The organism is Streptomyces scopuliridis RB72 (genome assembly GCF_000718095.1).
Classification (GTDB): domain Bacteria; phylum Actinomycetota; class Actinomycetes; order Streptomycetales; family Streptomycetaceae; genus Streptomyces; species Streptomyces scopuliridis.
Map to the genome: position 1 here is coordinate 69,826 of NZ_JOEI01000014.1, position 12,345 is coordinate 82,170.

Annotated in this window: 10 protein-coding genes and 1 tRNA gene; 3 read left to right on the forward strand and 8 right to left on the reverse strand. The window is 70.4% G+C overall.

Annotated features, from left to right (window positions below; genetic code table 11):
- Positions 1-44: 44 nt before the first annotated feature.
- From IF11_RS0119080 to IF11_RS0119090, 3 genes are all read right to left on the reverse strand, one after another.
- Positions 45-1,982 carry a tetratricopeptide repeat protein gene (locus IF11_RS0119080; protein WP_030352844.1) on the reverse strand — a complete coding sequence of 646 codons (1,938 nt, stop codon included), beginning with the start codon at positions 1,980-1,982 and terminating at the stop codon, positions 45-47.
- Positions 1,983-2,183: 201 nt separating this feature from the next.
- Positions 2,184-2,257, reverse strand: a tRNA-Met gene (locus IF11_RS0119085).
- A 42-nt stretch (positions 2,258-2,299) separates the two neighbouring features.
- Positions 2,300-5,230: a UPF0182 family membrane protein gene (locus IF11_RS0119090; protein ID WP_030352845.1), complete on the reverse strand. Its 2,931-nt coding sequence runs from the start codon at positions 5,228-5,230 to the stop codon at positions 2,300-2,302.
- 150 nt (positions 5,231-5,380) lie between these two features.
- On the opposite strand from IF11_RS0119090, the gene IF11_RS0119095 reads away from it, so the two are divergent.
- The gene (locus IF11_RS0119095) at positions 5,381-5,938 is read left to right on the forward strand and encodes a PPA1309 family protein (protein WP_078490776.1); all 558 of its coding nucleotides are present in this window, start codon (positions 5,381-5,383) and stop codon (positions 5,936-5,938) included.
- Positions 5,939-5,978: 40 nt separating this feature from the next.
- Here IF11_RS0119095 and IF11_RS0119100 read toward each other — a convergent pair whose 3' ends face one another.
- The 4 genes from IF11_RS0119100 to IF11_RS0119115 form a co-directional block, all read right to left on the reverse strand.
- The gene (locus IF11_RS0119100; protein ID WP_030352847.1) at positions 5,979-7,067 is read right to left on the reverse strand and encodes a YlbL family protein; all 1,089 of its coding nucleotides are present in this window, start codon (positions 7,065-7,067) and stop codon (positions 5,979-5,981) included.
- A gap of 105 nt (positions 7,068-7,172) precedes the next feature.
- On the reverse strand, positions 7,173-7,358 hold the full coding sequence (locus IF11_RS0119105) for a hypothetical protein (protein ID WP_030352848.1): 186 nt from the start codon (positions 7,356-7,358) through the stop codon (positions 7,173-7,175).
- A gap of 167 nt (positions 7,359-7,525) precedes the next feature.
- Positions 7,526-7,984, reverse strand: a complete 459-nt coding sequence (locus tag IF11_RS0119110; protein WP_030352849.1) for a molybdenum cofactor biosynthesis protein MoaE — start codon at positions 7,982-7,984, stop codon at positions 7,526-7,528.
- A gap of 153 nt (positions 7,985-8,137) precedes the next feature.
- Positions 8,138-9,250, reverse strand: coding sequence for an SDR family oxidoreductase (locus IF11_RS0119115; protein WP_030352850.1), 1,113 nt, complete (start codon positions 9,248-9,250; stop codon positions 8,138-8,140).
- Between the two features lie 309 nt (positions 9,251-9,559).
- On the opposite strand from IF11_RS0119115, the gene IF11_RS0119120 reads away from it, so the two are divergent.
- Positions 9,560-10,981 (forward strand): zinc-dependent metalloprotease, encoded by a 1,422-nt coding sequence (locus tag IF11_RS0119120; RefSeq protein WP_037728071.1) that lies wholly within the window; start codon positions 9,560-9,562, stop codon positions 10,979-10,981.
- Positions 10,978-11,505 (forward strand): NUDIX hydrolase, encoded by a 528-nt coding sequence (locus tag IF11_RS0119125; protein ID WP_030352852.1) that lies wholly within the window; start codon positions 10,978-10,980, stop codon positions 11,503-11,505. The genes IF11_RS0119120 and IF11_RS0119125 overlap by 4 nt, the downstream gene beginning before the upstream one ends.
- Before the next feature lie 74 nt (positions 11,506-11,579).
- Here IF11_RS0119125 and IF11_RS0119130 read toward each other — a convergent pair whose 3' ends face one another.
- The gene (locus IF11_RS0119130; protein ID WP_030352853.1) at positions 11,580-12,338 is read right to left on the reverse strand and encodes an AIM24 family protein; all 759 of its coding nucleotides are present in this window, start codon (positions 12,336-12,338) and stop codon (positions 11,580-11,582) included.
- Positions 12,339-12,345: the final 7 nt, after the last annotated feature.

Below are 12,345 nucleotides of genomic sequence, written 5' to 3' on the forward strand. Positions count from 1 at the left end.
ACACCACCGACCAGAGCAAATCCCTTTCCGCGCGCCCCGCGTACTCACGCGGTGAGCTCTTGATGGAGCGCCTCGCGCAGCCGGGCCGCGCGCTCCGCGACCTCGGCGGGGCCCAGCTCGACGGCGCGCGCGCACCACCGCTGTCCCTCGGTCAGCTCGCCCCGGCGCGCGGCGAGCAGCGCCAGGCGCAGCGCGGCCCGGCCGTGCCCGGCCTGCGCGGCCCTGGTCCACCACAGCGCGGCCTCCCGCTCGCCGCCCTCTCGGGCGAGCAGCAGCCCGAGGTTGAAGGCGCCGTTGCGGCTGCCCGCCTCCGCCGCCTCCCGGTACCAGCGCGCCGCGTCGGCGATATCACCGCGCCCGGCGGCGAGCATGCCGACCCGTACCTGGGCGCGCCGGTGCCCCTGCTCGGCGGCGCGCTCGTACCACTGCTCGCACTCGGTCTTCACGCCGTGCGGCTCGCCGAGCGCGGGCGGTCCCGGCGGTGGCCGGCGCGAGTCGAGGACCGTGGCCAGCCGGAAGGCCGCCTCGGCGCTGCCACCGCCGGCGGCGCAGCGCAGATGGCGCTCGGCCGACCGCTCGTCGCCGTCCCTGAGGCAGGCGATACCGACCTGGAGGGCCGCTTCCGTATGGCCGGCCGCCGCCGCGCGCTCGTACCAGCGCAGGGCCGTACCGTCGTCGTCGCGTCCCGCGTAGAGGATGCCGAGGTTGAACGCGGCGTCCACGCTGCCCGCCTCGGCGGCCTTGGAGAACCAGGGCTCGGCGCCGGTCGGGTCGTCGGCCTGGAGCAGCAGGACGGCGAGGGCGTTGGCGGCCTCGCGGTGGCCCGCGTAGGCGGCCCGGCGGTACCACTGCTCGGCCTGGACGGTACGGTCCTGGGCGGCGCAGAGCAGCCCCAGGTTGTACGCCCCGTTGACATCGCCAGCGTCCATGGCCGCGCGGTACCAGCGCTCGGCGGTCTGCTGCTCGCCGCGCGCGGCGTGCAGCGCGCCGAGGGCGTTGGCCGCGTTCCCGTCGCCCTCCTGCGCGGCGCGCAGCCACCAGACGGCGGCGCTCTCCTCGTCGCCGGCGTCGCGCAGCAGGAAGCCGAGGGCGCAGGCGGCCCGCGCCTCGCCGTCCTTGGCGGAGGTCAGATACCAGCGTCCCGCCTCCTTGAGCTCACCCCGCTTCTCCAGGATCGCGCCCAGGTACAGCGCGGCCCGGCGGTGGCCGCGGGCGGCGGCCTGCCGGTACCACTGCGCGGCCTCGCTGATCAGCGACGGCCCGCCGGGGGCTCCCTCTCCGGTGTCCTCGCGCGGGCCCGCGTCGGCGCCCGGGCGACGGCGGCCGCCCGAGGTCGGGGGGCCCGTACCACTGCGGTAGACCGCGTCGGCGCCCGGATGCGCCGTCTCGCGCGCCCGTACCTCCAGGGCGCGGGCGAGCCGGTACGCCGCCTCGCGGTGCCCCTGCTCGGCGGCGGCGCGCAGCCAGCGCTCGGCCCCGACGTCGCTGCGGTGCTCCAGCAGATCGGCGAGGGCGTACGCGCCCAGCGCATGGCCCTGCTCGGCGGACTGGCGCAGCCAGTACTCGGCGGCGGGCTCGTCGCCCAGCTCGCGGTAGTGCCGCCCCAGCGCATGGGCCGCGGCGGCGGATCCGGCGACGGCGGCGACCCGCCACCAGCCGGCCGCCTCGTCGACATAGCCGCGCTGGTGGAGCAGGACGCCCAGATTGTTGGCGGCGGCGCGTTCGCCCGCGGCGGTCGCGGCACGCAGATAGGGCTCGGCGGCGTCGAGATCGCCGCGGCGCAGCAGCATGGCGCCGAGGACGCTCATCGACGCGGTGTCGCCCGCGTCGGCGGCGCGCCGGTGGCGCTCCTCGGTCTCGGCGTCGGCAGCGCTCTCGGCGGATCCCGCCGCGCCGCTCTCGGCCCGGACGCCATCCTCTACGTGTCGCTGCACATACCGCCCTGTCTCCAACAGAGTTGTCCTATCCCCCATATTTTCCATCGTCGCACCACTGACCACTCGCGTACAGCCGGTATACCGCGACCGGTGGTCACTTCAGCGTTTTGTCGACATGCCCACAGAGAGACAAGTCAAACACGCCGACGGTCAACTCACGGGACCTGAGACACAGTTGGCACTCGTGGCGCGGCGCGCATGGCGAGGGCCCGGATCCTTGTAAGGATCCGGGCCCTCGACTTCGCGTAGCGGGGACAGGATTTGAACCTGCGACCTCTGGGTTATGAGCCCAGCGAGCTACCGAGCTGCTCCACCCCGCGTCGTTGTGTTGCAACCGTACCACGGGGTGGAGTGCTGCCTGCTCAGCCGCTGTTGTTACCGCCGTTCCCGCCGTCGCCGCTGTCCCCGCCGTTCCCGCTGGCAGAGCCGGATCCGGTGTCCGCGTCGGCGGCCCGCTGGAGCGCGTCCTGGAGCTCCTTCTGAGCCTTGCCGTACGCCGTCCAGTCCTGCTTCTTCAGCGCCGCCTCACCGTCCTCGTACGCCTTCTGGGCGTCCGCGATGGCCTGTTGCAGCGCCTTGTCACCGGTGGCCGGCGGCTTGGTGGTCTCGCCCGGTGGCGGCGGGGTCGTGGGCGTCGGCGAACTCTCCGCCCCGAACACCGCGTTGAGCGCCTCGGGGAGGCTGTCCTTGAAGACGGGCTTGCCGCCGTAGGAAACCGCCACCTTCTTCAGCAGCGGATAGTTCGCGCTGCCACCGCGCGCGTACACCGGCTCGATGTACAGGAAGCCTCCGTTGAGCGGCACCGTCAGGAGGTTGCCGTACTCGATGTCCGAGTCGGTTCCTCTCAGGTTCCTGACGAACTCGGCGACTTCGGGCACACCGTTCAGCTCGCTCTGCACCTGTTGCGGGCCCTGCACGGTGGACGTCACTCTCAGGACTCTGATCTTGCCGAAGTCCGAACTGGTCGCATCGGCGTCCACCGCCATGAACGCGCCCAGGTTGGGGCGCCCGTTGGGCGTGAAGGTGGTGGTCAGCGAGAACTTCTGCTCGTTCTGGCCGGGCATCTTCAGGCTCAGGTAGTACGGCGGGACGGAGTTGCTGTCCTTGTTGGTCGGATCGTCCGGCACCTGCCACGCGTCACTGCCGCTGTAGAACTGCGCGGGGTCCGTGACGTGGTAGCGGGTGAGCAGCTCGCGCTGCACCTTGAACATGTCCTGCGGGTAGCGCAGATGGGACAGCAGGTCGGGCTTGATCTCGGACTTCGGCTGAACCGTGCCCGGGAAGGCCTTCATCCAGGTCTTGAGCACCGGGTCCTTGGTGTCCCACTCGTACAGCTTGACCGTGCCGTCGTACGCGTCGACGGTGGCCTTCACCGAGTTCCGGATGTAGTTGACCTGGTTCTGCTGCGCGACGACCGCGCGCTGGCTGTCGGTCAGCGAGTCGGCCGTGGTGTCGCCGAGCGTCGTACGGGACGCGTACGGATAGCCGTTCGTCGTGGTGTACGCGTCGACGATCCACTGGATACGGCCGCCGACCACGGCGGGATAGGCGTCGCCGTCGATCGTCAGCCAGGGCGCGACGGCCTCGACGCGCTCCTTGGGCGTGCGGTTGTAGAGAATCCGCGAGCCGTCGCCGATGGCGCCGGAGTAGAGCATCTGGGGCTCGCTGAAGGCCACGGCGTACGCCGCGCGGTTCAGCGGGTTGGAGAGATCGACTCCGCTCTTGCCCTTGTAGCTCGTCGTCCGCTCGCCGTTCTTCTCGTAGTCCAGCTCCTTCTGGGGCCCGCCCACGATCGAGTACTGCTCGGTCTTCTCGCCGTAGTAGACGCGCTGCTCGTACGTGGGGAGCTGGCCGGACGTCGGCAGGCCGGACTCGGTGAAGTCCGGGGCGCCGATGGTGCCGTCGTTCTCGTCCGTCACCGTGTTCGTGCCCTTGGACGCGATCAGACCGTACCCATGGGTGTACGTGAAGTGGTCGTTGATCCAGTTGCGCTTGGGGATACCGGTGATGTTCAGCTCGCGCAGACCGACGACCGTGTCCTGCGGCTTTCCGTCGGGGCCGGTGTACCGGTCGACGTCCAGCGTGGCGGGGAACTGGTAGTACTTACGCTCCTGCTGGAGCTGCTGGAACGCGGGCGAGACCACATTGGGGTCGACCAGCCGGTAACTCGCGGCGGTGTCGGCCGCCTTGCGCTGCTCGGCCTTCTTGTCCGGGTCGCCCTTGCCGCCGTAGTCCTGCACATCGGCGCTGTCGATGCCGTACGCCTTGCGCGTGGCGTCGATGTTCTTCTTGATGTACGGCGATTCCTTGGCCTGCTCGTTCGGCTGGACCTGGAACTTCTGCACGATGGCCGGGTACAGGCCGCCGATGAGGATCGCCGACAGCACCATCAGACCGAAGCCGATCACCGGCAGCTGCCACGTACGGCGCCAGAGCGTCGCGAAGAACAGCAGGGCGCAGATGACGGCGATGCAGAAGAGGATCGTCTTCGCCGGAAGATAGGCGTTGGCGTCGACGAACCGCAGGCCCGTCCAGTTGCCCGCCGCCTTGAAGTCGCTGGACTTCACGGCCAGCCCGTACCGGTCGAGCCAGTACGCCACGGCCTTCAGCGAGACGAAGACACCGAGCAGCACCGACAGATGGCCGGTGGCCGCGGCGGTGGCCCGCGCGCCGGGGCTGGTGATCCGCAGCCCGCCGTACAGGTAGTGGGTCAGTGCGGCGGCGATCAGCGACAGCACGGTCGCCGCGAAGCCGAAGGCCAGCATGAAGCGGTACCAGGGAAGATCGAACGCGTAGAACGACACGTCCATCTTGAACTGGGGGTCCTTCTGGCCGAAGGCCACCCCGTTCACCCACATCAGCCACGTACGCCACTGTCCCGCGGCGGAGGCCCCGGAGATCAGCCCGACCAGCGCGGTGATCGCCAGGAGCACCCACTTCTTGTACGGGGCGATCCCCATCCGGTACCGGTCGAGGTTCTGCTGCTCCATCGACATCGCGCTGAGCGGCGGCCGAAGCCGGTGCGCCAGCCAGATGTTGAGGCCGACGGCGCCGGCCATCAGCAGCCCGAAGACCGCGAACAGACCGATCTTGGTCCAGAGCGTGGTGGTGAACACCGAGGAGTACTTCACCGAGCGGTACCAGAGCCAGTCGGTCCAGAACCCCGCGAACATGACGAAGAGCATGGCCAGCACGGCCAGCACGCCCAAGGTCATGAGCAGGGTCCGGACCCGCCGAGAGGGCCGGCCCACTCTCATCCGTGGCCCGGCTGGGCCTCCGCCGCGGTCCGGCATCTGGAAAGCCAACGTGCGCACCTCTAAGTTCGCGGTCGTGTGATTCAGCGTGTGAAAAGCGGGCCCCGCGATCGTAGAGCCCACTCATGCAACTTACTGAGGCTTTACCTAGTTCCCGTACCCGGGTCCGAAGGAGGCAGGATATTGACCATGTCCAACGTCTCTCCCTCAGGCACACCCATGGCCGCGAGCCCGCTGACCCGCGCGGTGCTCGAAATCGACGAGTACGCGTCGGGGCTCGGCTGGGACCAGCCGGCCAGGCTCTTCGCGCTCGTCGACACCGCGCGGCTGCGCACCGACGAGCCGGAGCTCGCGGCCCAGCTGGGTCTCGACGACGCCGGGTCCGTCGCGCCCCTCACCCCTATCGAGCAGGACGAGATCCCGTCCGGCACCCCGCTGGACGAGTTCCTCGCCACCATCGCGTGGCCCGGGGCGGTGGCGGGCTGCGCGATGACGGTCGAGCGGCTGATGCTGCCGCCGTCCGCGGAGGCGTCCGTACCGGAAGGTCTCGACGAGGCCGGGCTCGCCTCCTGGGTCTCCGCCCACCCGGAGCGTCAGGAGGTACGGATGACCGTGGCCGTGCTGCGTGACGGCGCCCGGGAGTCCGCGCTGCGGCTGCGCGAGAAGGACTCTCCCAGCGAGGTCCTCACCGGCTCGGGGCTGGTCCCGGGGCTGGCCGAGGCGCTCTCCGCCACGTTCGAGTCGTAGCCGGCCCCTTTTCGGGCCCTCCTCCCCGGGACGCGGCCGGTCAGCTCGCCGAACAGCTCGGCAGGCCGGCCGTGTCCCCGGCGCGGATCTTGTCCAGGGACTTCGTGGCGTCCGCGATGGTCTTCACCCTGACCAGCGTGAGGCCCTTGGGGATGTCGGAGACCGCCGCCGCGCAGTTCTGGTCCGGCGTGAGGAAGTACTCGGCGCCCGCGGCGCGCGCGCCGACGAGCTTCATCTCGATACCGCCGATCGGGCCGACGGTGCCCTTGTCGTCGATCGTGCCCGTACCGGCGACGAACTTGCCGCCCGTCAGAGAGCCGGGGGTGAGTTTGTCGACGAGGCCGAGGGAGAACATCAGCCCGGCGCTCGGGCCGCCCACGTCGGCCAGCTTGATGTCCATCGTGAACGGGAACGTGTGGTCCGTGCCGGCCTGGATGCCCACGATCGCCCGGTCGCCGTCGGGGGACTTCGCCGTGGTGACCGTCACCTTCTCGCTCGCCTCCGGCTCCTTGCCCGCCTTCTCCGCCGCCTTCGCCTCGTCGGCGGGGACGATGGTGAAGGAGACGTCCTCGCCGGGCTGGTGCTTGGTGACGAGCTTCGCGACGTCCTGCGGCTCCTTGACCGCCGTACCGTCCACGGCCTTGATCACATCGCCGGCGTGCAGCGTGCCCTCGGAGGGGCTGTCCTTGATCACAGAGGAGACGATGATCCGCGACGACACCGGGATGTTCAGCTGCCGCAGGGCCGCGACCTTGGCGCTCTCCTGGGACTGGCTGAACTCTTCGGCGTTCTCCTGCGTGGACTGCTCTTCCGTCTTGCCGTCCGGATACAGGGTGTCGTGCGGCACCACCACGTTGTCGTGGGCCAGCCAGCCGTAGACCGCTTCGACGATGTTCATGTTGTAATCCGCGCCGGTGACCCTGACCGTCGTCATATTGAGATGACCCGAGGTCGGGTAAGTCTTGCGGCCGGAGATCTGGAGTACGGGCTCACCGCCCGCGTCACCGAGTGTGTTCACCGTCGGCCCGGGGCTCATCTCCGAATACGGCACTTTGATCAGCACGCCTGCGCAGAGCAGCGCGATGAGGACGAGGGTGGAGGCGAGCATCGTCGCGGTGCGGCGTGGCATGGAACGACAGTACGGGAAGGGTCTGTCAGTGCACCCCTGGGGCCGGTCCGTACGAGGCCGTGGGCGGCGGGGCCGCGCAGCGACGGCGTACGGACCGCGACGACGTCAGACAGCGTCGGACCCGGCGGCTGCCGTGTCCGAGGGCGCCTTCTCCATCGCGTCACGGAACCGGGCGTAGCCGTTGAGCTCGGCTATGTCCCCGATCGTGCGGTCCCTGGAGACCCAGCTTCCCCATATACCCGCGCCTATCGCGGCGAAGAGCGGAATCAAGAGCCAGGCAAGTGCGGCCATTTCGATCTCCCGACCTCAAGTGAGCGTCTGTGACTGACCGATCAGCAGATAACCATCTGCTGAAAACAACGCTGCTGGCCGGGGTGCGGTTACGCAAATCGGGCCGTAGGGGTACTGACCGGGTTTCAGACGAGGCGAGTCGAGCGAAGCGCGCGTGCGGACATGCTTCAGACGCCGACCCACTCCTCCGTGCCGTCCGAGAATTTCTGGTGCTTCCAGATCGGGACCTCGTGTTTGAGGTCGTCGATCAGCTTCCGGCAGGCCTCGAACGCCTCCCCTCGATGGGGGCAGGAGACCGCCACGACGACCGCCAGATCTCCGACCGCCAGATCACCCACACGGTGGACAGCGGCCAGCGCGCGCACGGGATAGTCGGCGACGACCTTCTCCGCGACGCGCCGCAGCTCGGCCTCGGCCGTGGGATGGCTGGAGTAGCCGAGGGTGTCGACGTCGGCGCCGCCGTCGTGGTTGCGCACCGTGCCGACGAAGAGCGCCGTGCCGCCGGCCGCGTCGTCGCCGACCGCGCGGAAGACCTCGTCGACGGTCAGCGGGGTGTCGCGTATCGCCAGCAGCCGGATCGGGTCCTGCGCCGCCTGCTCACCGGGGTGGGAATGCGTGCTCGCCATGAACCCATCGTGCCGTACGGCACTGACATCGCGGAACAGCGCTTTCGCCCGGCCCGGGGTGTACCGCTCCGGAGGGTCCTGCGGCCCTGGACCGCGTTCCTGGAGCCCGCGCCTTTCCTGGAGCCCGCGCCTCTCCTAGAGCCCGCGCCTTTCCTAGAGCCTGCGCCGCGCCTTGCGGGCCCGTCGTACCAGCGCGGCCGTACCGAGCAGCGCCACCGTCGCGCCCGCCGCGCCCGCCGCGGTGGCGTCCTTGCGGCCGAGCCGGCGGCCGGCGACCGTGTGGCGGCCCTCCACCTCCTCCAGGAGCGCGGCGAGGACCTCTTCGTTGGTCCAGCGTGGCCGCCATCCCGCGTCGTGCAGCCTGCTGACGCTGACCACCCAGGGATGCATGGTGTAGGCGAGGTCGCCGGCGGGCGAGGGGGTGAGGCCGATCCTGTGCAGCCGGGCCGCGGCCCCCAGGGCGACCGCCGACGGCAGTTCCATCCGGCGGATGCCGCTCAGCTCCTCGACCTCCTCCTGCTCCAGCCAGCCGTCACAGCCGACCGCGAACTCACCGTCGGCCTTCTCCAGCGCGGCGTACTCCAGCGCGCTGACCAGGTCGTCGACATGGCAGAACTGCCAGGTGGGGCGGGATCCCGCGACGACGAGCAGCCGCGGCGACTCGAAGTAGCGGGTGAGGGCCGTGTCCGTGCCGCCGACCAGGACGGCGGGGCGTACGACCGTGACATTGAGGCCGGGGTGCGCGCGGGGCGCGCGGCGGCCGAGGCGCTCGATCTCCAGCAGATCGCCGACGCCGGTCGCCTCGGCGGTCGCGCGCAGCTCCGCGTCCTCGGAGAGCGGGATGTCGTTGTCGGGCAGCGCGCCGTAGACCATGGCCGAGGTGCAGAGCACGACCCGGTGCACCCCCGCGGCGGCGGCGGCCGTGAGCACGGTCTGCGTACCGCGCACGTTGTACGCCGTACGCGCGGTCGCGTCGGTCTCCAGGTCGAGTTCGAGCGCGAGATGTACCACGACATCCGCCCCGCGCAACTTCTCCGCGATGGCCGGGTCGCGGACGTCGAGGACGTGCCACTGCGCCTCGGAGACCTCGCCCCTGCGCTCGTCGATGGCGATGACCTGCTTGATCTCCTCGGACGCGGCCAGGCGGCGGGTGAGCAGGTCACCCACCCCGGAGGCGGCGCCGGTGACCGCGACGACGGGGCCGCGGGACGGGGGCGTGGTTGAGCGGTTTCGCGCTGCGCGAACCTGCGGATCTGGGGAACTCACCGGGCGTCTCCAGCGGTTGTCTTCAATACGTACGTGAATGACGCGTACGTACCAGGTGATGTCCATCCTGCCGCAGGCCATGGTCCAGCGGAGCACCGAGCCCGGAAGCCGCCCGGGTGTCGAAATGGTATGCGGCCGTCGGAGGCGGGAGACACAGCAGGTCGGAGGCAGGGTCCCGGGCAGTACGGCGGGGCGCGGCCCGCGGCCCGCGAAGCCACCCTGACCCGCCCGGTGCCGCTTAGGCTGGGTGGTGTAGTCGGGCAGCCGCCGCCGGCAGCAAGCCGGCGGCCCTACGAGCCGAGGAACCCCGTGAGTGACACCCCATTCGGATTCGGCCTTCCGCCGGAGGAGCCGGAGGACGGCGACGGCAAGAAGAAGGACCCCGCCGGAGGTGGTCAGGGTGCCGGTGGCGGTCCCGTGAACCCCTTCGCGGGGTTCGGGCTGCCGGGCGGCGCGGGCGGTGCGGACAATCCGTTCGCCGCGATGTTCGGCTCGCTCAACCCCAACGACCTGGGCGCGGCCTTCCAGCAGCTCGGCCAGATGCTGAGCTATGAGGGCGGTCCCGTGAACTGGGACATGGCCAAGCAGATCGCCCGCCAGACGGTCGCCCAGGGCACACCCGACGGCACGAAGGACGCGAGCGTCGGGCCCTCCGAGCGCGCCGCGGTCGAGGAGGCCGTACGGCTCGCCGACATCTGGCTGGACGGCGTGACGTCCCTGCCCTCCGGGGCCAGTACGGCGGTGGCGTGGAGCCGCGCCGAGTGGGTCGAGGCGACGCTGCCCGCATGGCAGCAGCTTGTCGATCCGGTGGCGGAGCGGGTCGGTACGGCCATGGGCGAGGTGCTGCCCGAGGAGATGCAGTCCGTGGCCGGTCCGCTGATCGGCATGATGCGCTCCATGGGCGGCGCCATGTTCGGCCAGCAGATCGGACAGGCCGTGGGCGTGCTGGCGGGCGAGGTGGTCGGTTCGACCGACATCGGGCTCCCGCTCGGCCCGGCGAACAGGGCCGCGCTGCTCCCGCTGAACATCGAGGCGTTCAGCAAGGACCTCGGAGTGCCCAAGGACGAGATCCGGCTGTATCTGGCGCTGCGCGAGGCCGCCCATCAGCGGCTCTTCGCCCATGTGCCCTGGCTGCGGTCGCATATGTTCGGCGCCGTCGAGGGCTATGCCCGGGGCATCAAGGTGGACACGACCAAGCTGGAGGACGTGGTCGGCCAGTTCGACCCGACGCATCCCGAGGAGCTTCAGGAAGCGCTCCAGCAGGGCATGTTCCAGCCCGAGGACACGCCCGAGCAGAAGGCCGCGCTGGCCCGCCTGGAGACGGCGCTCGCGCTGGTCGAGGGCTGGGTGGACGCGGTGGTGCACGAGGCCGCGAAGTCCCGGCTCACGGGCGCCGACGCCCTGCGCGAGACGCTGCGCAGGCGGCGCGCCTCCGGTGGTCCGGCGGAGCAGACCTTCGCCACCCTCATCGGTCTCCAGCTGCGCCCGCGCCGGCTGCGGGACGCCTCCCGGCTGTGGGCCTCGCTCACGGACGCGCGCGGCGTCGACGGCCGCGACCGGCTGTGGGAGCACCCGGACATGCTGCCGACGGCCTCCGACCTGGACGACCCGGACGGCTTCGTCCACCACGAGCAGCTGGACTTCTCCGAGCTGGACAAGATGCTCGGCGAGGCGGCGGACGGCAAGCCGAACCTCCGTAAGGACGACGACAAGGGCGAGAGCGACAAGTGAGCCTGCACGACGACGCGGTCCTCGTACTGAAGAGCTACGAGGACCAGCAGGAGCTGCGCGGGCTCTATCTGGACCACCTTGCCGCTCATCCCGACGCGATGTGGAAGTCCTGCGGGGCCGGGCATCTGACGGCCAGCGCGCTGGTGATCGATCCGGAGCGCGGCCGGGTCCTGCTGACCCTGCACAAGAAGCTCGGCATGTGGCTCCAGATGGGCGGCCACTGCGAGCCCGGTGACACCTCGCTGGAGCGGGCAGCGCTGCGGGAGGCCACGGAGGAGTCCGGGATCGAGGGGCTGACGCTGCTGGCGGGCGGTCCCGTACAGCTGGACCGGCACGCGATCCCGGCACCGTGCCACTGGCATCTCGATGTCCAGTACGCGGCGCTGGCGCCGTCCGGGGCGGTCGAGGCGATCAGCGAGGAGTCACTGGATCTGCGCTGGTTCTCCTACGACGAGGCCGCGGAGGTGGGCGACGGCTCGGTCGTACGGCTGGTGGAGCGCAGCCGCGCGGCTCTGCGCGGCTGAGCACGACGGCTGAGAAGGGGCGGCCCATGAAGGCCGCCCCCTTCCGCCGGTCCGGAGTCACCCGCGTCAACGGGTCAACGGCTCCAGACGTTGTTCTGGTTCTGGCCGTGGGCGCCCTGCTGGCCGATCCCGTACTGAGCCCCGAGGCCCTGCCCGATCACCGTGTGCTGCGGCGGCATGACCTCGCTGGGCTGGACCAGCGCGTAGCCCTGGCCGAGGAAGCTCAGCTCCCAGCCCTCGCCGGTGTTGCCGCGCCGCCGCATCACCCCCGAGGAGTGCGTCTGCGCCTGCATCTGCACCCGCAGGCCGGAGGACCACGCGACGACCGCGTCGGCGTCGGCGTTGACGTACTTCTCCGGCGTGACCCGCATCATCAGCGGTTGGCCCGAGGTCATCAGCGCGACCTTGCCCCGGCCGGAGATGTTCAGCTGGTACTTGCCCGAGCCGGAGATCCCGTACTGGCTGTCCACCGCGATGACTTCGGTGTGCAGCGTGGAGTCGAGCGCCAGCACATAGGCGCTGTCCACCGTCATCCCCTCTTGGTCGACGTCCACCACATGGATGTACTGGGCGAGATTGGCCAGATAGACCGTGCCCTGCCCGGAGCAGCGCATCAGCTCCAGCCCCTCACCGGTGCGGGCGCGGGACTGGCGCTGGCTCTGCGACTGGTACTCCCCGTCGAAGTCGATCAGTCCCTGGTAGGCGACCATCGCGCCCTTGCGGGCGAGGACATCGTCCTGGCCGGTGAGCGCGACCCGCAGCAGTTGCGGGTTCTGTACCGCGTAGCGGTCCTGGGACTGCTGCTCGGTGTAGGCGAAAAGCGGACTCTGCATGGTGTGT

Excerpts from the sequence above, each read along its gene's own strand:
- IF11_RS0119100 (WP_030352847.1), bottom strand. The coding sequence starts at position 7,067 with ATGCCACGCCGCACCGCGACGATGCTCGCCTCCACCCTCGTCCTCATC.
- IF11_RS0119090 (WP_030352845.1), bottom strand. The coding sequence starts at position 5,230 with ATGCCGGACCGCGGCGGAGGCCCAGCCGGGCCACGGATGAGAGTGGGC.
- IF11_RS0119130 (WP_030352853.1), bottom strand. The coding sequence starts at position 12,338 with ATGCAGAGTCCGCTTTTCGCCTACACCGAGCAGCAGTCCCAGGACCGC.
- IF11_RS0119105 (WP_030352848.1), bottom strand. The coding sequence starts at position 7,358 with ATGGCCGCACTTGCCTGGCTCTTGATTCCGCTCTTCGCCGCGATAGGC.
- IF11_RS0119095 (WP_078490776.1), top strand. The coding sequence starts at position 5,381 with ATGTCCAACGTCTCTCCCTCAGGCACACCCATGGCCGCGAGCCCGCTG.
- IF11_RS0119110 (WP_030352849.1), bottom strand. The coding sequence starts at position 7,984 with ATGGCGAGCACGCATTCCCACCCCGGTGAGCAGGCGGCGCAGGACCCG.
- IF11_RS0119080 (WP_030352844.1), bottom strand. The coding sequence starts at position 1,982 with ATGGAAAATATGGGGGATAGGACAACTCTGTTGGAGACAGGGCGGTAT.